Source organism: Bacteroides sp. AM41-16 (assembly GCF_003603495.1).
GTDB classification, from domain to species: Bacteria; Bacteroidota; Bacteroidia; order Bacteroidales; family Bacteroidaceae; genus Bacteroides; species Bacteroides uniformis.
Map to the genome: position 1 here is coordinate 26,660 of NZ_QTNE01000020.1, position 24,937 is coordinate 51,596.

General features: G+C 49.8%; 18 protein-coding genes. 1 reads left to right on the plus strand and 17 read right to left on the minus strand.

All coding sequences use genetic code 11. From position 1 onward, the window contains the following. Positions 1 to 25: 25 nt before the first annotated feature. The 6 genes from xseA to DW896_RS16120 all read right to left on the minus strand — a co-directional run bounded on the left by xseA (position 26) and on the right by DW896_RS16120 (position 6,331). Positions 26 to 1,258: an exodeoxyribonuclease VII large subunit gene (xseA, locus tag DW896_RS16100; protein WP_005829738.1), complete on the minus strand. Its 1,233-nt coding sequence runs from the start codon at positions 1,256 to 1,258 to the stop codon at positions 26 to 28. A 4-nt stretch (positions 1,259 to 1,262) separates the two neighbouring features. Beyond that, positions 1,263 to 2,243: a S8 family serine peptidase gene (locus DW896_RS16105; protein ID WP_227742370.1), complete on the minus strand. Its 981-nt coding sequence runs from the start codon at positions 2,241 to 2,243 to the stop codon at positions 1,263 to 1,265. A gap of 23 nt (positions 2,244 to 2,266) precedes the next feature. Further along, a complete protein-coding gene (locus DW896_RS21895; protein ID WP_366208882.1) occupies positions 2,267 to 2,380 on the minus strand; it encodes a GlyGly-CTERM sorting domain-containing protein in 114 nt (37 codons plus the stop codon). 246 nt (positions 2,381 to 2,626) lie between these two features. Continuing rightward, positions 2,627 to 3,721: a tRNA 2-thiouridine(34) synthase MnmA gene (gene mnmA / locus DW896_RS16110; RefSeq protein ID WP_005829733.1), complete on the minus strand. Its 1,095-nt coding sequence runs from the start codon at positions 3,719 to 3,721 to the stop codon at positions 2,627 to 2,629. Between the two features lie 563 nt (positions 3,722 to 4,284). Beyond that, a complete protein-coding gene (locus DW896_RS16115) occupies positions 4,285 to 5,319 on the minus strand; it encodes a C1 family peptidase (RefSeq protein ID WP_005829726.1) in 1,035 nt (344 codons plus the stop codon). Positions 5,320 to 5,422: 103 nt separating this feature from the next. Continuing rightward, entirely contained in the window at positions 5,423 to 6,331 is a 909-nt protein-coding gene (locus tag DW896_RS16120) for a YafY family protein (RefSeq protein WP_005829725.1), read from the minus strand. A 131-nt stretch (positions 6,332 to 6,462) separates the two neighbouring features. Between DW896_RS16120 and DW896_RS16125 the strand changes: the two genes are divergently transcribed. Beyond that, positions 6,463 to 7,251, plus strand: coding sequence for a hypothetical protein (locus DW896_RS16125; RefSeq protein WP_005829722.1), 789 nt, complete (start codon positions 6,463 to 6,465; stop codon positions 7,249 to 7,251). Positions 7,252 to 7,378: 127 nt separating this feature from the next. Here DW896_RS16125 and DW896_RS16130 read toward each other — a convergent pair whose 3' ends face one another. From DW896_RS16130 to DW896_RS16180, 11 genes are all read right to left on the minus strand, one after another. Further along, a complete protein-coding gene (locus DW896_RS16130) occupies positions 7,379 to 8,158 on the minus strand; it encodes a hypothetical protein (protein ID WP_005829720.1) in 780 nt (259 codons plus the stop codon). A 40-nt stretch (positions 8,159 to 8,198) separates the two neighbouring features. After that, a complete protein-coding gene (locus DW896_RS16135) occupies positions 8,199 to 8,420 on the minus strand; it encodes a DUF6140 family protein (RefSeq protein WP_005829718.1) in 222 nt (73 codons plus the stop codon). A 535-nt stretch (positions 8,421 to 8,955) separates the two neighbouring features. After that, positions 8,956 to 10,044 carry an acyltransferase gene (locus DW896_RS16140; protein ID WP_009037844.1) on the minus strand — a complete coding sequence of 363 codons (1,089 nt, stop codon included), beginning with the start codon at positions 10,042 to 10,044 and terminating at the stop codon, positions 8,956 to 8,958. Positions 10,045 to 10,120: 76 nt separating this feature from the next. Beyond that, positions 10,121 to 12,178, minus strand: a complete 2,058-nt coding sequence (locus tag DW896_RS16145) for a beta-L-arabinofuranosidase domain-containing protein (RefSeq protein ID WP_009037843.1) — start codon at positions 12,176 to 12,178, stop codon at positions 10,121 to 10,123. Positions 12,179 to 12,186: 8 nt separating this feature from the next. Next, a complete protein-coding gene (locus DW896_RS16150; RefSeq protein WP_009037842.1) occupies positions 12,187 to 13,671 on the minus strand; it encodes a glycoside hydrolase family 125 protein in 1,485 nt (494 codons plus the stop codon). Between the two features lie 35 nt (positions 13,672 to 13,706). Continuing rightward, positions 13,707 to 14,711 carry a glycoside hydrolase family 43 protein gene (locus DW896_RS16155; RefSeq protein ID WP_119993570.1) on the minus strand — a complete coding sequence of 335 codons (1,005 nt, stop codon included), beginning with the start codon at positions 14,709 to 14,711 and terminating at the stop codon, positions 13,707 to 13,709. A gap of 129 nt (positions 14,712 to 14,840) precedes the next feature. After that, a complete protein-coding gene (locus tag DW896_RS16160; protein ID WP_119993576.1) occupies positions 14,841 to 17,147 on the minus strand; it encodes a GH92 family glycosyl hydrolase in 2,307 nt (768 codons plus the stop codon). Positions 17,148 to 17,164: 17 nt separating this feature from the next. Then, positions 17,165 to 19,660 (minus strand): glutaminase domain-containing protein, encoded by a 2,496-nt coding sequence (locus DW896_RS16165; protein ID WP_009037840.1) that lies wholly within the window; start codon positions 19,658 to 19,660, stop codon positions 17,165 to 17,167. Positions 19,661 to 19,719: 59 nt separating this feature from the next. Continuing rightward, complete coding sequence (locus DW896_RS16170) at positions 19,720 to 21,900, minus strand: hypothetical protein (RefSeq protein WP_009037839.1); 2,181 nt, start codon at positions 21,898 to 21,900, stop codon at positions 19,720 to 19,722. Positions 21,901 to 22,021: 121 nt separating this feature from the next. Continuing rightward, the gene (locus tag DW896_RS16175) at positions 22,022 to 22,837 is read right to left on the minus strand and encodes a DUF3823 domain-containing protein (RefSeq protein ID WP_005829701.1); all 816 of its coding nucleotides are present in this window, start codon (positions 22,835 to 22,837) and stop codon (positions 22,022 to 22,024) included. Positions 22,838 to 22,865: 28 nt separating this feature from the next. Further along, positions 22,866 to 24,932 carry a RagB/SusD family nutrient uptake outer membrane protein gene (locus tag DW896_RS16180; RefSeq protein ID WP_005829699.1) on the minus strand — a complete coding sequence of 689 codons (2,067 nt, stop codon included), beginning with the start codon at positions 24,930 to 24,932 and terminating at the stop codon, positions 22,866 to 22,868. Positions 24,933 to 24,937 lie beyond the last annotated feature (5 nt).

Below are 24,937 nucleotides of genomic sequence, written 5' to 3' on the forward strand. Positions count from 1 at the left end.
AAACACTGCATGAATGAGAGGAGAGTTAAATATGTACTATTGAAACCACTTCACCATTCTGCAGACGGGTTGTTATCATATCATTCTCCTGCAGTTCATCTGCATTCTTCACTACTTTCCCATCTTTCAACGTAATGCTGTAACCGCGGGCCAACAACTTTTCCGGTGAAGCATCTGCCAATCGTTGTTGCAACAATTCCAGGCGATGGCGATGGCGGAACAAAGAGGAAGTCACAGCCTGCACCACATCTTTCCGCACAGTCAGCAAAGCCATTTTTGCATCGGATATACGATGGTATGCGGCAGAAGGAATCCGGTTCTTGTAACCAGAGAGTCTGCGCTGTTCCTGCTGCAACAGATTCCTGACACCCTCATGCAAGCGAGAAGCAAGCATTTCCAGTTCATCAGCAGCGCTGTCCATGGACTCTATTAAGAATTCGGCAGCCGCCGTAGGGGTCTTTACACGGGTATGTGCCACAGAATCCAGCACCGTGTCATCCCGCTCGTGACCGATGCCCGTTATGACAGGCAACGGAAACTGTGCACAAGCAGCAGCAAGCAGATAAGTATCGAAACCGGATAAGTCGGACGTGGCGCCTCCACCGCGAATAATGACAACCACATCAAACTCGGACAAGCGTGCATTTACCCGGTCGAGAGCAGAGAGGACAGACTCCTCCACACGGTCGCCCTGCATCAGGGCAGGAAACAGTTCCGTATAAAAGTAGAAACCCCGGGAATTGTTTTCCAGCTGATGACAGAAGTCACCATAGCCCGCCGCCGTCGGTGAGGATATGACGGCAATACGTTGCGGCAGGCGGGGCATATCCAGTTCTTTATTAAGAGTGAGCACCCCCTCTTCCTCGAGCTGTTTCAGTATCTCCCTGCGGCGGCGTGCCATATCGCCCAAGGTATAGGTGGGGTCTATGTCCTGCACCGTAAGGCTATAGCCGTAAAGTTCGTGGAAGCTGACGGTGACCTGCACCAGCACTTTGATGCCCGCAACAAACGCCTGCCCCGTGGCTTCCTCAAAATAGGGCTTCAGCAGGCGGAACACATTTGCCCAGATTGTTCCTCTCGCCTTAGCTATCAGGCTGTTGCTGCGAGGGTCTTTCTGCACAAATTCCAGATAGCAATGCCCCGTACTGTTGGTACGCACATCGCTCAACTCCGCCTGCACCCAACACTCGTCAGGAAGGCATTGTTCCAGACTGCGGCGCACAAGGGCGTTGAGCTCATACAAAGACAACGATTCCATATGGCTATCTTTTGAGCAGATAATCCTGATATGCTTTCCACATATCGGGCACGCCATAACCGTAGATGTTATCGGGAAAATCGGCACGGTCACCGGAACGGCGCACCAATTCCATCACTTCTTTTGCCGTAAGTTCGGGGCAAGCCTGCCACAAGCAGGCCACCATGCCGCACATAATGGGTGAGGCAAAAGAGGTACCGTTCGCCCTTCCCTGGTTGCCGTCCGTGCGTATCACGTCGGCACCCAGCCCGACGGCTACAATATCCGGCTTTATCCGATGGTCTGCCGTATTCCCTACAGACGAGAAAGGAGCCAGGACAGCCTCCTTGTCGACAGCGCCCACCGTCAACACATTCCCGGCATCGCCCGGAGGCGTAATCTTCTTCCAAGAACCGGCGCCCGAATTTCCGGCACTGCATACCAATACCATGCCCTTATCGGCTATGCGCGATGCCTGACGTGACATCAGCGCATGGTGCCCATCCAGATTGCGGAGCTTATAATTCTTGGATTTATCATCGAAAGCGTAATATCCCAATGAAGTATTGAGTACATCCACTCCCACGCTATCGGCATATTCCACAGCCGCAGCCCAGTAGTCCTGCTCTACCAGATGCTCGGAGTATTCGTCTTCGCTGCGCAGCAACCAGAAAGAAGCTTCGGGAGCCGTACCGGTCATGACACCGGGGCGGTTCATGGCGATGCACGAGAGCACCGCCATGCCGTGGCTGCTTTCGGCAAATATATCCGATTGGGGGTTCACAAAATCCTTCGTACCCAGGATGCGGATATTCTGCATGGCGGTTATCTTGTCGGCATTGTGGAAGCCCGCGTCGATAACGGCAATCGTCATTCCTTGTCCCTTGAAGCCTTCTTCGTGCAGCTTATCGCCATTGCTCAGCCGTATCTGGTCGACAGCCAGTCCATAAATGCTGTCGGGATGCACGCTCGGGCGGTTTATCAGAGAGTCGCGCTCCGTTGCCATGAACGGCCCGTCACCTCCGGGAGCTATCCATACCTTTTCCGTCTCCCGGACAAAAGGCAGAGCGGCAATGCGCTCCACCAATGCAGAGTCGTTGCAGGACACTGTAACAAAATTCTCCCACTTGCCGGTAACGACAATCTTCACGCCTTGCCTGCGAATCTCATCCACATACTTACGGCATACCGGAAGGTCTGTCGAGTCTATCGGAAGGTTCTGCTTGCGGCGGCGCTCAATCGCCTTTTCAGAAAGGAACGCTTCCGGATGTTCCAGCGAATACGTGGTGGCAGCCTTGTCCTTCAGGCTGATGCGATACTTCAAAGTGTCTTGCCGGGCCGATGCGCCTACAGCAGCCAAGATGAAAAGTAGAAGGAAAAAGAGTTTTCTCATATATCTGTGTTTTTATTATTTTCTGCAATATACATCCCGATGCCCCGTTGGGAAGCGATGAATGAGCCGCCAACCACACGCCGGCCGACGTAGAACACGGCAGACTGTCCCGGAGCAATGGCAGAAGCCTCCGACAAGAAGCGCACCAGCAGACGCCCGTCCTCCAGGCGCTTCACGGTGCAAGGGATGGGTTTGCTGCGGTAGCGGATGCGCACGGTAAGCTCTTCACTGCCAAAGAATTCCGCCTCGTCAATCAGGTTTTCCTCTTCGGCAAGCATGTATCCGGCTTTCAACTGCTCCGCATCGCCCAGCATCACGGTGTTCTTCTGCGGATTGATTTTCAGCACGTAGGCAGGTTTGCCCAAAGCAATCTCCAGCCCCTTCCTCTGCCCGATGGTGTAGTAAGGGAATCCTTTGTGCCCGCCCAGCTTGACGCCTTCCGAATTGACAAACCATCCCGGCCCCACCTCGCTGTCTATCTCCGGAGAGTGCTCGCGCAAGAAGTCGCGGTAGTCGCCCTTGATGAAGCAGACTTCCATACTTTCCCCTTCTTCCGCCTTGAGCGTATATCCTTTATCACGAAGATACCCGCGGACCTGCATCTTGGTGAACGCCCCCAGCGGGAAGATGCACCGCTTCAACACCTCCTGCCCCAGCCGCCAGAGGAAATAGGACTGGTCTTTCTTGTCGTCATCTCCGGCAACGATGTAAGTCTTCCCGTTCCGCTCCTCCAGACGGGTGTAGTGCCCGGTAGCGACGAACGCACAGCCCAGCCTGTCCGCCCACTCCGTCAGGATGCGGAACTTGAACAATGGATTGCACATCACACAAGGATTGGGAGTACGCCCCCGGCGATACTCATCAATAAAGTTCCGAACGATAATCCGGCGGAAAGCATCGCGCTCATCCGCCACATAGTGCTCAATTCCCATACTGTCGGCAAGGCTGCGGGCTTCCACCGGTTCGTCTCCCCACACCCACATGGTGAGACCGATTATCTCATAGCCCTGCTCCCTCAGCATCAGACAAGTGGCGGTACTGTCTATACCTCCGCTCATGCCGACCAATACTCGCTTCCCGGGTTTGTTCATATTCTGCAATTCATTTATATAGTCTGCAAAAGTACGCGTTTTCAAGCAGAATACACAGCTTTTTCGCTAAAGAGAAATGTATTTTCATCCTCCATCTCCTTCACCTTCTCCCTCAATCTTCCTATTCATCGGCTTTTGCGGTGAAACTCCTTTCCTTCGCGCTACCTCGCCCCGCAGGTGCTCCCGCATCTTCTTATCGACTGCGTACCGGTCTTTCACTGCACATTCCCTCCCCTCGGCATAACCATGTATGAATCAGCAGACAAGCACTGCAAAGACAGTGCATCCATTTTGCAGTAGCACTGCAACCGTATTTGCAGTGACGCTGCAACTGTTATGCAGTGACACTGCAACCCTTTTGCAGTGACGCTGCAACCGTTGTGCAGTGATGTTGCAGAAGTGAGGGAGTGAGGCTGATGAAGGGAGAAAGTGTCGCCGCGCCTTTACCGCAGTGAAGCCGGCAGCTGTCAATTGACGGCTGCCGAACCTTCAACGGGAAAGCGGACACAGAGTAAAAGCAGTTTCATCGCAAAAACCGATGAACGGGAAAGATTGGAGGGGGATTACTTCCTCAGCAGAACCGAGACAGTCTTCGCTCTGAAATAATCTTCGGACATGTAGAGCAGCCCTGCGTAGGCGCCATATCTTCCGTACGAATTCTTCAAGAGATAGTAGAAGCGTCCCGCCTCATCGTGCGCCGTGCCGATGAGGTGCATCATGTGGTCGTCTGTGGTAAGGAAACGCTCGAACTCATGTTGCCGCATCTCCTGTGTCACCGGATGCTGCGTCCAAAGAGCCATTCCCTGACGCGGACTGAAAGTATCTTCGCTCACATCTCCATGCCAAGCCACCGTCTTGCCGGCAGACAGCGCACGGCGCACCACCTGCTCCAACTCGTCCAGCGGAAGGTTGAAATAGCACTGATGCTCCCAGTTGTCCGGTACTTCCAATATAAAAGGGGTATAAAAAGGATGATGCGTGAAGCTCGTCAACTGCACATAATCCTCCGCCTTGAAGCGAAGCGAGTCGGCAAACGAACGGGCGGTATAGCTCCTGCCACGGTAGAGAAACGAATCGGGCACCGCCCCCATCTGCTCGTCCAGCAGGGCTACAGCGCGTTTCCTGTAGCCGGGGAGGTCGCAATGCTTCACGGCCTCCTCCGCCAGCTTCTTCAGTTGTTTCAGCAAAGCCCCGTGGTCATGCCTTTTGCTTCCCTGCCGTCGCCCCCGATATGCTTCCAACGGCAGCACACCGTCTTCCTCCAGCACACGGAGGAAAGAATGTCCCAGTCCGCCATTCCTGATTTCTTCCCTGCCGCAAGAGTAATAGTAGGCATCAAGCTGATTCAAGTATTTCTGCCTGACCATGTACATAGGCGACAGGCGCACGGTATCTCCGGGATGCCCCGCCAGCCAGTCAGACTCCAACAGAGAGGCCGAAGCATAAGTCCAGCAGGTAGAAGTGCGGCCCTGGTTCAGCGCCGGCGTATGGGCACACACTGCATCCGGTACGAAAACATGCGCCTCCAACCTCTTTTCCGTACGTGAACAGGCGGACAGAGCGAGGGAAAGGCATAAGAGGGGAAGTAATTTATTCATATGCAATCTATTAAATACAAAATTATTATTTCTTGTCTTGCCCTGCAAATATATTCATAATGAAATTAAAACTCAACCTATTCCGTACGCGTAATGCAAACCATTACGGAATATTGTAAAGAGCAACCATCTCTTTTGCTATATCACCCAACCGGCTACGCAACAATGAAGGCTGCAAAACCTCCACATCTGCCCCGTGCGAAAGCAACTCCTGCACAAAATCATACGTTGGCCGTATTCGGTATTCGTAAACGGTATGTCCTTCCGTAACTTCTACCGTACGTTGGGAATGATGCAATGGCAAGGCATCAAAATACTTGTCCTGAGGAGCGTAGACCTTCAACTGCACAGTCTCTATCCCTATATCATCATCTGCTACAATGCCAAAGCAGGCATCAAAATAAGACTGAGGATTGAATTCTTCCGGATAGTAAAACGTTTTCTCCGACACCTCCAAATCAAGAATACGGTCAAGCGAATAAATCATCACGCGATTATAATGCGGACTGCGTGCCACCACATACCAGCGCTGCCGGAACAATTTCAGACAATAAGGTTCTATTTCAAAGTTAGCAGGTACCTGTTGCCGAAAACTCTGATAGTCCACCTCAACAATCATACCGTCGCGCATCGCTTCAATCAGCGGAATCAGATACCGCTTTCCAGAAGGAACTTCTTCAAGCAAAATACGTGATTTTAGCTTACGGCTTTCAACTATCAGGTTGTCTACCGCAAACGAATTCAACAGCCACTTGCGCACACAACCTTTTTCCAATTCTTCTGTATCCTCTATATAATAGCAATAACCTCCACGCTTGATGCATTCAATATTGATGTCAAACAGCTCTTCTATCGCATCCCGATGATGATGAAAAGTACGGAGTGAAAGAGTTTCTCCACCACTTAGTTCCGAACGAAGCCAGCGAGCGTTGATTTCCTCGAATGTAATCTTACCCGCACGATGAATGGTCTCCAAGAGCCAAACATAACGACTAAAAAGTTCCTTACCCATATTGTTTTAACTTATAATTATTTATAGCCAAGTCTCAATCCTCAATTATCTTATACCAGAGTTCTGCCGCCAAATGGCATAATCCCTACCTACCTTTGCCGTAATCAAACCAATTCTAAAAACAACAGACCATGGACGTATACTCAAAAGAAACCTTTGAACTCATCCAATCAGAACGAGACACTGCCCGAAAACGGCACATACTGACAGCCATCGAGATGGAACTAAAACGAATTATCCCCACCACAACCATCCCGGGCCACCATTGCACTTATCCGCGTTTAGACAAAATCCAAGATAGAGAGACTTTGGATAGAATAGAATACCTCTTACACACAAGAAGCTATCTGCTGAACCAAATGTTCCTATGCAACCAGGCCGAAAAAGAACGTTTCAAACAAATCAATGAACTGCTTCTCGGACTGACCAGGCAAATGTATGCCCACACTGCTAATCTATATCGAGCCATGCACCAATCACTGAAAGACGAAACTTTTGATGATGATTGTGAGATTGAAGGTCGATTGCTGTTTAGCCACAACGGAAGCGAGTCCGTACTTGTTCTGGAAGAAGATATGTTCTATTCTTCGGACTTCAACCGCATAATCAAACTCATCGATACACTGCTCGATAAAAAAGGGCTTGCCGAGATAGAAAGTTGTTCCATTTCAAATGGCATCGACAATATACCGGATGTAACTGACAAAGCACTCGGTTTAACCGATGAACTCGATGACGAAACAAGCTGGGCAGAAGGCTGCTTGAGCAGGTCTGAACTGGAAGACATCTGCATTTGCCATGCAGTACACGACATTTGCACCCATAAGCCCTACTCTATCCCCGACCTATTGCGGATGAATGATTTCTGGGTGGAAGCCGAAGTGACATTCCAGCACTTTGCTTCCCAAACCAACGAGTAACGTCCAAACCCCTTATCTGCATCATCTTTTTCAGACATCAATAAGACAAGCTGTAAAAACATGCTGTTTGAAAAAACTGTTCCTACAATGTCTGAAAAAGATTTTGATTCCATCCACACTATCTTGGTCAGCGAATGGCGGCAAATGTATCAGCCAAGCTCCCTGCCATCTCTTCGATGTTGGTTCCTAAATAGGAATAACGCCGGGGATGGGAAGTCCATATCACCTTGGTAGAGTAGCCGGGCAAGGTATATACAGCCTGTAGCTTGTCCTTGTAATACACTTTCTGCCACTCAAAGTCCATACCCTCGAATACATCGTCACGTTCTTCCCAATTGAAAATGAAGATAAAATCCGGGTGGTAGGCTTCTATCACCGACTTCAATTTCTCAAAAGGGCGACCGGCTTCCCGGATTTGACAATAACCGTCCAAAGAAGTTATCGCTTCCCAATACCCTTCTTTCGATAAGCTGGTCTGCTGCTCTATGGCATTGATGTTTCCGTAACCAATCTCTTCGAGTATCACTTTGTCTGCGGCACTTATCTGCATTATGTCTTCAGTGTATCTGCCCGTGCGTATCAGTAGATGCAGTTTGGCAACCATTGTCCAAAAGGAACCGGCGTTATTTTTCCATCCCAACATTTTTTCAACATCTACACATGCCGCGTTTTTCCCCAGATAGTCTTCCAAAACATGATTCGTAAAAGCTTCGAAAAGTTCTTCTTGCTCCACCCAATAATAAGTATCCCTGCCCATATAGAATATTTTCACATCGGCATCGTTATATCGGGGCATCGTATAGGGCACAAATGGTCCCCATGGATACCCACAAGTATACAACGGTTGTGTCTTCTCGCAAAAAGCCTGCAAAAAAGGCTTGAAGTAATCTGTGTTAATACAGTTCATATCTTTAGCTTTTTAAGGTTGGCACAAAAAAATATACCGGTCAATCAAGTGCCGCGAAATCAAAATCCCCTCTGTTGCAACAAGCTTTCTCATAATCGAAGCTGTAGAGACGCATATAAGCCTCCTTCAGTTCTTTTGCACAATTACTGAAAGGATCCGACATATTGATTTTAGTCGTAACAATCACTTCCATCTCCGGTGTCAATACCAGACCATTTACTTTTTTAAGTCTCTTGGGCTTTACTTTAAATACTCTTGACATAATTACATTGTTCTCTAAATTCACCTACTCTTCTCGGTTTTCGGCATTTCCGGCTGTCATAACAAAAGAAAAAGGACACAGCACTCACTTTTTCCTATTTCTCCGGTTAGGTTCTGGTAAACCTTGAAATCAAAATAAGTAAAAGCAGCCTGTGCCCTTCGTGAGGGTACAAACCAACTTAGACCTATTGTTCTTGATTTCATGTTTAATTTACCAGATTTAACCGAATCGAACAATTGTCCGCAAGTTTGCAATATGTCTTGCCCGAAGGCTATTATTATCGTTTACATTCCAAAAAATCTTTTATTCAACACAAAGCTATAAAAACTTTTCCAAAATGCAAGCAGTAATCCCCAACATACCATGCAGACTACTTTTACTTTACCGCAAAAGTAGCTGCCGGATATGCCAAACAGTTGCATATCATCGCTTAAATGCAAGGCACTTCCGCCACAATTCCTAAACAGAAATTTATGTATCGGCATGAAAAGTTGCCTTACCATTCTCACTGCTGTATCTTACAGTATTACCGTCTCTACCCGATAATCCACTTACTGCCCGGTATCAACGAGATGAGCTTGGTTGCCACGAAACAACTGATAAACGTACATACCGCTATAACCGGAATGGCAGCCACGGTGGGCAATCCCAATGTAGACTTAAACACCGACACCCACAAGCCAAGCCAGAATATGTGCATAAGGAACATGCCGTAGCTGAGTCTCGACATTTCGGCAATGAAGCGCGGAGGTTGCGGAATGCTGATGCAACTGAACAGCAGAAACGTGCCTGCCGTCAACGCCACGCAATTAAGGGTGCAGAAAGCCCATCCCACCTCAATGACCGGCGTAGAATGAACCACTCCCGGAACAGCCTGGACATAGAACGACCATATGGTAGCCACCGCCCCGACCAGCATAAGCAGGAAACCGACCCACAGACGCAAGGAACGCCCCCAAGTAAGATGCACGCGGATATAATGTGCCAGCACAAGGTAGCCCAAATAACCCGAGAAATACCATAGCATGTGATATTCGTTCCAGAAGCACTGTCCCCACACCTCACCAAACCAACGGTTGAGGAAAGGTATGCAAGTAGAAACCAGGAACAGTCCGATGAAGAAACGTTCTTCTTTCGCCGAAACCTTCTCCAGCCACGGTGAGATGACCGGGATGAACAGGTAAAGGCCTATCAACGGATACATGAACCAGAAGTGTCCGGCAAGCATAGGAAAGTTCAGCCAGATGCGTGAAAGGTCGTTCATAGACTGTTCGCCGTCTATCTGTCCCCACAACATGGGCAACGTGCTGTACAGCACCATGAAAAAGATGAACGGCGGCATGATGCGCAGGAAACGTTTGCGGTAAAACTCCCAACAGCTTTGTCCCTTCTTCATAGGCGCAAGCAGGTAAGCCGAAACAATCATAAACAGAGGCACAGACATACGTGAGAAGCCATCGTAAATAGATACCCATAACCTATCGGCCTCGTTCTGAAGGAAAGCCTGCGGTCCCACCATGTCCGTATAACCTACAGCTCCATAATAATTCTCGCTGGCATGAACCAGCATGACCAAGAAGCACGCAAACACGCGCACATAATCCAAAAAAGCAATACGTTTCATTTTATTTCAAGTTTTCTGTTTATGCAAAGGAGTTAAAGGTATCAGCACTTCACTACTGTCCGCATCATTCATCAATTTATTCTTTTGTATTCGGGAACGCAGTTATCCTTAACCGCGCCGCTCCCATGGGGATGAGTGTGATTTCTTCTTTATCGCCTCTCGCCGCATCCTCTTCGGGCAACACACCACACAACCCGGTTTCATCTATTTCCCATTCGGGAACCAATCGGCCGACAGCCTTCACCTCCAAAGGTACATTGGCCACCGTAAAAGGGTAGTCGTCAGCCGGCCATGATTTACGGATTACCTCGAAGTGCTTCAAGGGTTCTGTCTTGTCCAACACCAGCGAATAATTCCACGCGCTGCCGGGATATATCTCAGTAGTGGGCCATTTTTGAGGGTCAGCATCTTTCTGCCATTTAGGATCACCGATGGCCGTTTCGCGGCTGTCCTTCTCCACATATTTCTCAGCAATCTTAAGAGAGAGCGTGAGAGGACCGTAATCCACACTTACGCTGTTTTTATTGACCTGCCAGGTGCGCATGGACAAAGACATCGGAAACGTCAATTCCACGCGGTCCCCATCCGACCACTCGCGATGGATGCAGAGATACTTTCCTGCCACGGGAGCCGCATCCACTTCCTCACCATTCACGCGCACTTTCGCCTTTTGAGTCCATGAAGGAATCCGGAAATAGAACGGGAAGACGACTTTCCCCCCGGTAGAGACAGAAAAGCGGATGTCTTCCTCAAAAGGATAATTCGTCTCTTCGTGCAAAGTGATTTCCTTTCCATCAGCTACTTTCACCACAGCCTTGCAAGCTGCATAAAGAGCCGTTGCCACTCCATTGTCGGGAGTTGCCAAAACCAGATGTTCGGCAAAGTAGGGCCAGCCTTGTGCATGATTGTGCTGGCAGCAACGACTGCTGAAAGGATTCATCGAAAGAAACGGTCCGCGGTTGTCGATGCCCGGATGATGATTCTTGGAATCACTGACGACATGGTTCGGGCAAGTGATGTAGCGCAGCGCTTTAAAGTCCGGCATCACGGCAACCGGATAAGAGTTAAATGCCACTTCTTCGCAATGCTCGGCCCATAAGGGGTCGCCCGTCATGCGAAGCATAATTTCATCGGAAGCCATCTGCTCAACCAGCCCGCAGGTTTCCACCCCCTGGCGAGGGTCGATATATCCCAAACGGGCATTCTCATCCGCCCCGAACATGCCGCCGGGCACCTGCCCGAAAGTACGACGGATCAGCCGATGGACATTATAAGAGGCTTTCAGCATGGCAGAATCACCGGTCTGCATATAATAAGTGGCAGGCTCACGGAAACATTGGGCAATGTTTACGTTGTGCCAGTTGGGCAAAGAGGTCGACTGAGTCCAGTCCGCAGTGTTGCGATGAATCTTTTCGGCCAATTCGAGCAAAAAAGCATCTCCCGTATGGCTGTAAAGCCAGTAGATGCTGATGATATTATCACCTCCACGACTGTTCTCCCAAAAGTCTTCCAGAAGCCGGTCGTCGGGGACCGTCATCTGCCATTTAAAGTAGTTTGTCATCAGGTCTATGACACGCCGGTCCTGAGAATACTCGTAATAAGATTGCAGGCACCAGAGCATGATCATCTGTGCCCAAAGTTCGCGCTTCCCATTGCGTTCGTTGACCGGGCCGAAATAACCGTCCGGCTGGCAGCTGGCAAATACGCCTTCAATCCAGTATTTGGTTTCTTCTATCATCTCCGGATCATTCAGAATATATGCCAAACTGCTATACCCTTTGAGCCAATAGGGAACTTCCTCCCAACCATGGTCTCCGCCGGTCGTAAGCCAGGCATTGTCATCCTTTTCCAACCAAGCGCTGATTTCCCCTAAATGTCCGGTCAGGCCGTCGCGCTGCAACTCCAGAAATTTCCTTACCCAACCCTCGGGGCGGATGCTGCCTACCGGCAATTTTATAAAGTTCAACGGACGAAGCGGGGCACGGTAACCCATATAATTGGCATTGACAGCATGTGTATCCGGCCGGTCCACCACCGTCACCGTACCGGCAGAAGAGGCAGAAGTACAAGCCGTAACCGAAACTGTCAATGCCACGAAAAGGAGGGCAGCCACCCATGTATATAAGTTCTTCATGTTATATCTTAATCTATGCTATTCAATAAATCCACCTTCCCCTCATTAACCAACTTCAATATCAGCTCACCGAAAAGGGTGTTCTGCCAGGCAAACCAGGGGCGGGTGAAGTTGGTTGCATCATCCTTATGAAACGATTCGTGCATAAAGCCGGTACCTGCATCCGTATCCATCAGCATCTTGATGCAAGTTTTGATTTCGGCATCATCCCGGCTTGTGAAGGCTTTCATCATAATGCTCATGGGCCACACCATGTCATAGCCGATATGCGGTCCGCCGATACCCTCGCCGGCTTTGCCGCTGAAGAAATAGGGATTGCTGTCGCTCCACACAAAACGGCGGGTATTCTGATAAATGGGGTCATTGACATCTACATCTCCCAAATAGGGCATGGCAAGCAAGCTGGGTACATTGGCATCGTCCATCAGCAGATGATTGCCGAAACCATCAACCTCGAAAGCATAGATGGTACCGAATTCAGGATGGTTGTAGGTTGCATAGCGTTTCAAAGCCATCTCCACCTCATCGGCCAAGGCACGGCAGTCGGCAGCCAGGGCAGTCTCCTTGTTCACTGTTTCCAGAATCTCGGCAGCCTTGCGCAAGGAAGTGACGGCAAAGAAGTTGGAAGGCACAAGGAACTGAAGCGTTGTGGCATCGTCCGACGGGCGGAAGCAGGACACGATGAGTCCCACCGGACGGACAGGAGCACCCAGACCGTCATTGTTCAGCGTATCGAGCGCACGCTCCGTCTTGCGTTGGAATTTGTAGGGACCGACACCCTCTTTGCGCTGCTGCTGACAAAAAGTAGTATAAATGTTGCGGATGGCTTCCAGCCATTCAGCACCGAAAACCGAAGTGTCACCCGTCACCTGCCAGTAGTGATAAGCCAACCGCAAGGGATAACAAAGCGAGTCGATTTCCCATTTGCGTTCATGCAGTTCGGGCTTCATGTCAGTAAGGTCACTCATCCAATGCCCATCGGGCAGCGCACCGTCGTTGTAGGCATTCGCATACGGGTCGATATTGATGCACTTGAACTGGCGCAGAATAACACCGGCCAGCATCTCTTTCAGTTTCGGGTCGTTGTTGGCAAGCTGCACATATGGCCATACCTGCGCCCCTGAGTCACGCAACCACATAGCATGGATGTCACCCGTATATACAAAAGTATCAGGCTTTCCATCGCTGCCCTTGCGGAAGTGCACAGTAGTATCCAGCGTATTGGGAAAACAGTTGGCAAACATCCAGGAAAGCTTGCGGTTCTTCAAAAGTTTCTGTACACGGGCAATCTCTTTCTCCACGGCAGTGGAACGGAAAAGGCGTTGTTTCTCTTTAGGACGGTTAGAGGAATAGTTTCCGGCAGATGCCGTATTGTCCTGCACGGCCACAAAACCCGCATCGGCAAGAAGGCAGCTACTATTGGCAGCCTGAACCATCCCGGCAGCCGCAGCCAGAACAAGACTGAAACAAATCTTTTTGGAATTAAGACTCATATTTCTTCTATATAAATTTGAATTGAAAATTGCTATTAGTCAAGTGGGGTTTGGGTAGCGTTCACTCCCTCGAAAGTCATGCGCACCGGATTTATCTTTCCTTTTTTGTCAAAGTACATCCGGTCAATGCAGGTGGCACGGCTGTTTGCAGCCGTTTCTCCCAACGGGCGACGGTGGTAAATGATGTACCATTCGTCCTTGCCTTTTCCACGCACCACCGAATGATGTCCGGCACCGGTAGCTACACCGGCATCCTGCTGAAGAATTATTCCCTCGCGATGGAACGGTCCGAAAGGAGAGTCGGCAATGGCATAGGCCACACGGTAGTCGGGGCTTCCCCAACCGCCTTCCGACCACATGAAGTAATACTTTCCGTTACGTTTCAGCATGAAAGGCCCTTCTACATAGTCCTGAGGAGTCACTTCCTTATAGACTGTGCCATCATCAAAAGGAACGACACCAAGTAAATCGGGAGACAGTTTCACGATGTTGCAATGCCCCCATCCGCCATAGTACATATAGTAAGTGCCGTCGTCATCGCGGAACACAAACTGGTCGATGGGTTGTGCTCCATTCACAATCTTATCAATCAAGGGCTTGCCCAGCGCATCTTTGAAAGGACCTGCCGGATTGTCTGCCACAGCCACCCCGATACCGCCAATCTCAGAGTTGTTCTGTATGTCGTTCCCTCCGAAGAAAAGATAATAGCGGCCATTGGCCTCGATGACAGCCGGTGCCCACAAAGCACGGCGCAGCCATGGGATGTTTTCCTTTGAAAGCACGCGTGGATGCTTGGTCCAATGCACCAAGTCGGGCGAAGAATAGGCATCCATAAAAGTCTGTTCATCATAAGGAGCGGAATATGTAGGATAAATCCAGAACTTCCCGTCCAGCACTACTCCCTCAGGGTCGGCATACCAACCGGGAAAAATCGGATTGCCGCTACGTTTCTTTTGAACTTCTTCACCAGATTGCGCATAAACAGAAGAAGAGGAGCAAAACAATGCCAAGCAGTAAATAGTAAGTTTCTTAAGTTTCATGGTAAATAGGGTTTTCAAACAGTGATTTATCGTAAGAGAGAGAGGGTGTGTCAAAACGTTTTTCAGCTATCACTCCGTCAGACATTCGGCACACCCTCATCATTAATTGCTATGGTTTTGGCTTTGAGGTCACTTCTTCTTTTTAAGCGTTTTCGAGAAGGAGTAAGGAGCATCCTCCTCTCCTGTCCCACGCAGTTTGTTGGGCACATTGTCCATAGTGAAGCGCAGCGAGGAGCCGTTCGTCAGTTGCTCGTGTGTCAGAAAGTTGCGTGTATAGTCAACGCCATCCACTGTAAGTTTCTGCACGTAGCGGTTGGCACGACTATTCTCAGGAGCTTCAATCGTCACAGTCTTGCCATTTTCCAAGTGCAGACGCACAGAACGGAAAAGAGGAGCACCCAGCACATACTGATCTGTACCCGGACAGACGGGATAGAATCCCAAAGCTGAAAACACGTACCAAGCAGATGTCTGGCCGTTGTCCTCATCACCGCAATAGCCGTCGGGATTGGCACTGTACATACGCTCCATAACCTCACGCAGCCAGTACTGCGCCTTCCACGGCTGGGAGGAATAGTTATAGAGGTAAATCATGTGCTGTATGGGCTGGTTGCCGTGAGCGTAGTTGCCCATGTTCATGATCTGCATCTCCCGAATTTCGTGGATGACACTGCCATAATAACTTTCGTCGAACACAGGCGGCAACACAAACACGGAATCCATCATCTGGTTGAAGGAGTCCTTGCCACCCATCAGGTCAATGAGTCCTTGCGGATCGTGGAAAACCGACCACGAATAATGCCAACTGTTTCCTTCGGTGAAGGCGTCACCCCACTTCAAGGGGTTGAAAGGCGATTGGAACGTACCGTCTTCATTCTTGCCGCGCATCAACTTATGGGCAGGGTCGAAAAGATTCCGGTAGTTCAGCGCGCGTTTGGCAAAAGGAGCCAGTTCTTTCTTCGACTTGCCGAGCGAAAGTCCCAACTGGTAGATGCACCAATCATCATAAGCATACTCCAGCGTACGGGCTACATTTTCGTTGATACCCACATTATAGGGCACATAACCCAGCTTGTTGTAATACTCATGTCCCAGGCGTCCGGTAGAGGAAACCTCGGGATGCACATTCTCCGTACCGCTCTTCACAGCATTCCATAATGTCTCGATGTCGTAGCCACGCAGACCTTTCAGCCAGGCATCCGCCACCACAGAGGCGGAATTGTTGCCCACCATGCAACCACGGTGTCCCGGACTGGCCCATTCGGGCAGGAAACCGCTCTCCTTGTAAGTGTTGGCCAATCCTTCCTGCATCTTGGCATTCATGGATGGATACATCAGGTTGAGAAAGGGGAAGAGACAACGGAAAGTGTCCCAAAAACCGGTGTCGGTAAACATATAGCCGGGCAGCACCTCACCATTATAGGGGCTGTAGTGCATTACCTGACCTTGCGCATCTATCTCGTAGAAACTGCGCGGGAAAAGCACAGAACGGTAGAAACAAGAGTAGAAAGTACGCAGACGGTCGAGGTCGGTATCCTGCACTTCAATGCGGCCCAGCACCCGGTTCCATTCGTCACGCCCGGCTTTCGCCACCTCTTCAAGCGTCCGGCCACCCAGTTCCTTCAAGTTCAACTCAGCCTGCTCGTGACTGATGAATGAGGAAGCCACACGTACATTCACCTGCTCGCCACGGAGGGTATGAAAACCGATGATGCCACCGGCATGATTGGCACCTGCCTCGGTGGTACGGGAATCAATCTTTCCGTCCTTCACGGCAGCAGTATAAGTAAAAGGCTTATCGAACTGCAATACAAAGTAGTTCTTGAAATTGCTTGGCACGCCACCGCTGTTCTTGGTAGTGTAGCCTATGATTTTCTTTTCAGCCGGAATGATTTTCACAAAAGAGCCGTTGTCCATGGCATCTACCACCACATAGGCTTCCTCCGTTTCAGGGAAAGTGAAACGGAAAGCAGCGGCACGCTCGGTAGGAGCAAACTCCGCCGTCACATCATGGTCGGCAAGATAGACCTTATAATAATAAGGAGTGGCAGTCTCGGCTTTGTGAGAAAACCAACTGGCACGCTCGTCCTGGTCGAAAGCCACCTTTCCGGTAACGGGCATAATGGCAAACTGTCCGTAGTCGTTAATCCACGGGCTGGGCTGGTGCGTCTGCTTGAAGCCGCGAATCTTGTCGGCATCATAGGTGTAGGCCCATCCGTTACCCATGGTTCCGGTCTGTGGAGTCCAGAAATTCATGCCCCAAGGCATAGCCACGGCAGGATAAGTATTACCCGTAGAAAGGGAATGCTTGGACTGCGTGCCAACCAAGGTGCTGACGTAATCCACAGGTGTAATCGGCTCATCAACCGGCAACGAGGCCGCCTGCATACCGCCAACAAGAAGGAGGGCGGTTCCCCATGCAAAGAGTCTTTTCATTCGTTTGGTAAATTTTGTCATTGTTTATTTTGCATCAACTTGCCTTCAAGCATCTTCATGTAATATCCGCCTATTACCGAGCGGGCCTTGAAGCCACGCCAGTTGGGTTTGTCGGTAAACACCCAGTCGGACATCGGCACGCGGTCTATCGTTTCGTTCATGAACTTATGCACCGGGACGATGAATTCACGGAAAGTAGCCTGGTCGGGAGCCATAGTGGCAGTCCACATAATCCAGTCGGTCTTGGTGTAAGTCTCACGATTGTCGAGGGGCAGACCATAGATATTCTGCTTGGCCAGATAATAAGGTATCTCCATTTCTGCAATTTTGCTGTCGAAGATGTCCAGTCCGAGCAGTCTGTCCCAAACCAGGTTGTACTTCTGGCTCCATGTACCCGGCTTGTCGAAAGTCAGGCGATAATGGTCGCCGTCGTTGGCCATGCGCTCCCATTCGGTAGCCATCTGGCGTGCCTTCGTTGTATAGGCTTCGGCCACATCCTTCTTGCCGAGCATTTCAGCCAACCGGCCATAAGAGGCCACTCCTAAAATTGCCTTGATGGAAAGATTGGTGTTATGCGCAAAGTGTCCGGCGAAGTCATCGGTACAGAGTTGGTTTTCAGGGTCAAGTCCCTTTTCCACCAGATAGTCTGTCCAAGTGGTGAGCACTTCCCAATGTTTGGCAGCATAGTCGGCATTGCCTTCTACGGCAGCAATGGCAGCTGTAAGAATCAGCATGTTTCCACTCTCTTCCACCGGCATATCGCCTCCGTAGACCTGGCCGTTGGCAAGAGGATAGGTACCCAAATCATGGGCGGCGAAGGGCTTGGTCCATTTGCCGCTTTCACTATAATGGAAGATACCGTTCATCATGCCCTTCTCCAGTTCCGGATTATAAATCAGATAGAGGGGAGCTGAGGGATAAGTCAGGTCCACCGTATTGATACAGCCGTTACTGTTGTTTTCCTTCGACAGCCACAACAGGTCACCGTTGGGGGCTTCCACCAGTTTGTGGGCGGCAATGGACTGACGGTAGGCCAACGCGCAGAGTTCGGCATATTCCTTGCCGCCTGCTGCTGAAGCGTCTTCCATCAACTTCTTATCGAAAGCATAGCAACGTGCCAGCAATTTGTCATACTCATTGTAGGCAGCCAGCATTTCAGCCTCGATGGTACGGTCGCCTTTTGAGTTCCAGTAAGGACGCAGGTTTGTACCGAAGTACTGGATGGAATAGATGTCGTCATAGCCCAGCATTATCTTGTCGGTAACATTCTTCACTTTGCCATGGCTACGCACCAAAGCCATGTTTCCATTGCTGTCCTCTCCCTCGAGCGAAGCTGAGTTCAAAGTTCCGTTCACGAAGTTCTTGCGCAGTTCGGTACTGTTGCCGACACTGTATGCAGTGTTTTCCTTGCCGGCAACCATGTAGAAATATCCCCAGTCAATGCGGAGGTCATCGCCCTGCTTTGCCAGGATGTTCTGTTCCTTGCTTCCACTCTTCAGGTAGAGCAGCCCGTCAGCTTCATATCCCTTGCTTGCAGATTGCTGGTAAGGCTGGTCGAGCGCCCAGCGCGGAGAAGCCTCAAAATACACCTCCACTTCGTGTTCCCTGCCGTCACGGGCAGCAACACTATAAGTAAGGTAATTCACGGGACGGCTCAGCAGCTTCAGGTCTTCCATAAAGAGAGGTGCCGTGAAGGTGACTTTCAGGTCGACATCACCACAGGTAAAAGCGTAGTGTGTCTGCATGGGCTGCACGTCGGCAGAGGTCTGCACGGCTGTATTGCCAAACACAGTTTCCAGATGTTTCGGAATCTGCAGGCCGAAGTCGAGCAAGCCGTTACCAACCGGATTGATACATTCGGCGGCAATGATGTTGTCGCCCTGCTTCAAAACCGCCAAAGCCTCATCGGGAAGTTTCACGACTTTGTTCTTGTTGCACGTGGTTCCTGTGCCGTGTATTTTCACTCCGTTGATGTAGAATACGGCATCGTCATCGTTGGAGAATTCCAGATAGACAGGTATACCGGTCAAATCACGGTCAATATTTACCATACGGCGCACCCAGATATTACGGGTTCCCCACTGGGTTTTTGCCGTAGGCTCATTTTCCTTGGTACCAAAGGCACCACGGTCTGACTTCCATTTGGAATCGTCGTAACCCGCAGAGGTCCAATCGCCCGCAGGCTTCTCTGTGGTATACCGGCCCGTCCAATCGCCTTGCTGCGAGGTGGGCACGATGGCATTCATCTCCAATTCCTCGGTTCCCATAAAACGGTAGGAAACACCGTCTACCTTCACCACGCCAATCAGTGGGAAATCCTTACCCGTCCAATGGCGAACGGGGCTGTCATAAAGGTTATCGCTCATGGACCATGCACTGGCATAAGGGTCGATGGTAACAAGCGGGTAGGCTGGAGCTCTCAAGTCATTCTTGACGACTTCATAAGACGTATCCTTGTCACTGCACGCAAAAAGGCATGATACCAACAAGGTGTATAAAAGCTTTTTTCTCATATTGTTTATATGAAATAATTGTTTATGTTGTTACACTTAAAAAAATAAAAGGCCTGAGATTACCAGCAAAACTTCACCGACACTCCGTCAGGATTATTCTCAAACTCTATCAAATATGTATGGCTTGCTGCATGCCAACGCTTGGCATCGAATACTTCTCTGCCGTCGACTGTCACACTCTTAGGACAACGGGGCAGCAGCACCCGCGATACGTTTGAAGTCTCGGCAGGACTTTTCGCCACATAGGAGTACCGGCCTTTTCCGCGTTCTTCCTGTTCTTCGCGACTTGCTGAAGCCAGAACCTGCGGCTTCTTCTTACCGGCTACACGTTCTACATTCAGCAACAAGGCTTGCTCACCCGGATTTATCCGCTTGGAAGTGTAGATCGGTAATTTGGGGTCGAAAAGGTCAATCAAACATCCTTCCACAGTAAACGGCTCGTCGCTCACGCTTTCTTCAAGCACAGCAGCCAAGTCGTAATCTCCCCTTTGCAGATAGAAGTTATTTTTGAACTCCAGCTTCCCCGCTTTCGCATTCTGCTCGTACATTCGGGCCGCAAGATACAAAAAATCTTTGTCACCGCCTTCATGCAGGACATAATCTTTAGGGTCGGTACGGACAATACATACGGTTCCCTTACCGTAACTGTATTCTCCCTGTTCCGGTCTGGCAGGAAGTCCCATCTGCTCAAAAAGATGTGCGGAAGGAGTAGTATAGTTATGCCCGTTGGTATTCCACCATTCTCTTACATTCTGAAAAGGGTCGTTGTCCGTCCCGCTGTAAATCAGCACTCCGCCCTTCTTCACCCAATCGGCAATGTGGCTGTGCGCTTCGGACTCAAGCGGTTTCATGTTTGCATAAGTCATCAGCAACACTTTTGTGTCAGCCAGCGCTTCTTTATAGCCGAGGTTCTCAATGTGGACGGTCTTGACGGGCACACCTCGTTTGAGCAAAGGCAACGCCTGACCGTAGAAGTTGGCAAGTTGTGGGTCTTCATATCCGTTGTGCGTAGGGAAACGCTGGAACATCAAAGAATTTGCCATCAGTACGCTGAATCCTTCGCTTCCGGTCAGTTTATTATCGGTCAGAGGCATACGGTTCAGGGCGTTAATCATCACTTGCATCTGTGTGGAATAGAAACGGGGAATGCGTTCTTTCTTGTCGCTATTGGCACTTGTACGGTATAGCCCTTCGTAGATACGTTCCGGCCAAGGCATCACTTCGTAATCGGCTATGTTGGGATAGAGCAATTGCGCCGTAAAGGTGGCCTGATAATTCTTCTTATAGTCTGCCCAGTCACGCGGCCAGTCTTCAATAGGATCTGTCAGAAAGAACATCTTACGACCGGTGGGAGCAGTCATCGACTCCATGGAACCATACTCCAGATAGGCAGTCTCGAACACACGCTCACGTTTGCGACCGTCAAAGAAATTCGGCTCGCGCGAAGTTCCGGTCCATACCTGAGCGATGTAACCGTCTACACAAGGAAGTGAAGCAAGACTTGCTTCCGGACTGACAATCTGCCATTGCGAATAGTTCACCAACGAGTGGGTGGGAACGTAGCACTTCACGTCCATCCCTTTGCTTTTACCATATTCCTTGGCAAAGGTGAAGACTTCATTCAGTGCACGATAGTACAAGTAATACTTGAGTTTGCTCGACAAGTAAGTGTTTTCCGGAGATTCATGTTGCGGTCTCCAGTCGAAGCCATAGTATTTTTTCCATTCTTTCTTAAAGGACTCACTGTAACCGGCTCTTGCCCAGAATTCCGGTTCCTCCATGAAGATGGCATCCACGCCGGCGTCGATTACTCTCTTCACATGTCTCTCTTTCAGATAACTTAAAAAATTCTCCGATGGTACGATATAGGGCACCATGTGACCGTGCCATATCGTGTCTCCGGCCTGCGTGACCTGCCCTTCGTCCAAATGCCATTTCCCGTCCCATTGTCCGGTGAAATAGTCCTGATATTCACCCCAGGCAATACCGGTCATAAAGTGTATGATATATCCACGCTCTTTCCAGGACTTTACCCGGTCCTCGAAAGACAGCTTGCGTGACTTGTCCGAGGGATTTCCCCCTACTCCATACACCATCACCGCATCGGCCCTGTTGTCGATGGAAGGCTTCCACTCGCGTGAGGTTTGAAAAGTGGTCTTGACATTATCCTTGGTTTGGGCACCTACGGAGATGCCTGTTGCCAAGACAGCCAAACTTATCAAAAAATGTTTTTGCTTCATATTGGTTTCTCGTTTTTATGGTATTAATCATTACTCTTGCCATTATAGTGGCAAAAGATTGCCTATATACAGGCAAGACCGTGCCACTATAGTGGCACAGTCCCGGCTGTATGTCATCAGGCTACGGAATAAGCACTTCCATCGGCTCGCTGTAGTTCCAACGGCGTGTACCGCTACCTACGGGTGTGTCGTAGTTAATACGTGCGGCAGCGCGTACAAACACTTTGCGGCCCGAAGGTACGTTACCGTTCGACTGGATGGTAACTTCCTTCCCCAATAAGCCCTCGAAACTCTTGCCTTCATAGTTGATGCTGCTCGACCAACGCTCGTCGCGTGCCCGGTAGCCTACTGTGTTTGAGTAGCTGACGAAGAATTGGATGTCGGTCACGTTCAAGTATTCGTCCTTCCAATTGCCCATCGGCTGGATTTTCTCACGGAAGACCTCATCCGACACGCCGCGTGTTACGCGTACTTGTGCCTTGATGACACCGTTGCTCACCTGCGGATTGCCCACAAACTCGACGTTCAGGAAGGGCTGCACCTCGAACTTCACTTTCGTCGTGCCACTGATTTCAGTATTGACAGAGCCGTCGTGAAGCAAGGTACCGTCTGTATTCTCACGTACTAACGGAATGAACGGACCGTCGATACGGACATTATACTCACCCTTGAAGATTTTCGTGTTCTGGAATGTACCGTCCATCATGCAGTAAAAATCCGGGTTGTGTTGCACATTGTCACCCCAACTCAATTCGGTCAGGCGGACACGGATGCCCTCACTGCCCTGGTCGGTCAATACACGCTTACCGGTCGCTTCATCTACCACCTCACCCCAGATAGTCTCGGAAGGTTCCTCATAGTTGTCTATTTCGAACATACTACACGAGGTTAACATGAACAGGGCGCTGAATAAGCTATAGAATATTGTCTTTTTCATACGTTTTAAGTTTTTAAATTATTGAGTTTTATCGATTAGGCTGCTGGTCAATCACAGGACTCTTAGAAACCTCACCACCCGGAATCGAGAAGTAATAGTCCAAAGGAGTGTAGCCAAAGTCTTTGTCACCGGCAGTCGTATAGTTGAAACAAACGTCGAAGAACCACTTGCCTGTCTCCGTCGAATAGAACGGATAGATACCACGGAAACGATAACGGGTCGTGTTGCTGAAACGGTCCTTGTCACGTTGCTCACCCCAGAATCCGTCGCGACCTTCATAGTGGTTCACACGCCAGCGGCGCAAATCCCACTTGGTCTTATGTTCGAAAGCCAACTCTTTGCGGCGTTCCTTGCGGACGATGTCGCGGCTGTCGATTGTACCAGCCAGTGAGGAAGTCAGTAACCGGGCACCAGCACGTTCGCGGATGTCGTTGATAGCTTTCGTTGCAACACTTAGCATATCCGTGTCGTCCGGCGAAGATACACCAGCCAGTGAAAGTTCCACAGCAGCCTCGGCCGCATTCAGCAACACCTCGGCATAACGCATCAAGATGAAAGGTTGTGCACTGTTACCTTCCCGGGGAACAAATGCAGGGTCAGGATTCAACCATTTACGTGCCAACAGACCGGTCATGGCACTTCCACCATCTTCATAGAAAGGACCGTTCTGACCGGCAGCCTTCATCGTAGAGCCGTCGGGCAGGGTTACAATTTCCTGCTGGTCTTCCGATTTCGGACTGAGATAAAGCGTTTTGGGCTTCTCTTTATAAGCACTCAGATGGTTGTACTTAGTAGTGGCCGAACCATACGAATAGTCGCTAAGAAGTGGCTTGATAGGCGTGGAACCCGTATAAACACCGGCATAAATCTCAATCTCCTTGCCTTTGAACATATCACCGGGGAAGATGACATAAGCACGCAGACGAGGCTCAGCATTTTTGTAGTAATCCATCGGACTATCATACATAACATAGTTACCTTCGGTAGAAGAATTGCCCGTCGTCACCTTCAGGGTACCATCGGGATAACGGTCGAAACCGTCGAACAGCTCTACAAAGTCGGCTGTCGGGCAAACGCCACAATTCAACGGAGCCTTGAAGGTAAGCGGCAGATTGTAAGAATCGTAAGCGTGAGTGCTCGTGGGATAAGCGTACTCCTTCACATAGATGTTCTCAGGATTATTACTGAGATCGGAGAACATATCTACCATATTCTGATATTGCGCTTCCGGATCGTTAGCAGCCCATTTCTTCTTGTAAAGTGAATATACACCGCTTTTAATCACCTCTGAAGCAGCTTTGTAGGCTTCGGTGAAGTACTTCTTGGATGCCTCTTGCCAACGGCTTTCATCGAATCCAATCACACGTACGCCCGTTTTGGCACCCAAGCCGGTCAGACGGCCGGTTACCGTTTCATTGTATTTAGCTACACTACCTGCATAGAGCATCGCTTCCGACTTGAAAGCCAGAGCCACGTACTTGTTGCTATAACCGCTCTTGGGACTGCCGGGCATCATCAGTTCGATGGCCTTGTCATAGTCAGCCAAAACCTGATTCCAAGTTTCTTCCTCACTGGCACGGGGCACTTCCAAGTTGCCGTCTCCGGGATACTGGATGACCTTTGTTACCAAAGGGATACCACCGAAACGACGGGCCATGGCGTAGAAGACCGTGGCACGCACGTAATAAGCTTCGCCCAAATAGTGATTGTAGGTAATCTCGGCGTAAGAGCCTTGGTATTTCGGCAGGTTCTCAATCAGGTAGTTGGCATCGCGCAACAATTCAAAAGCTTTACCCCAGTAAGCATTGTCTTCACCGGTAAACGCACGGCAAATACCATCGCGGTTCATTGCTTCGCCGGTACCATCGATACCGATAGCATTCAGCCATCCGTTAAAATTCAAACCCCATTGAGACAGATATTTGAAATCTTCCCACGGCATATTGCTATATAGACGCGCCATGTAGATGTCCATACCCGATTCGTTGGAAAGCAACGACTCGGAAGTCACGATATTTTTGGGAGCAATATCCATATCGACACATGAAGTGGCGAGAGTCATGCACAACATCGCGGATATCAGTTTATGTTTCATATTTA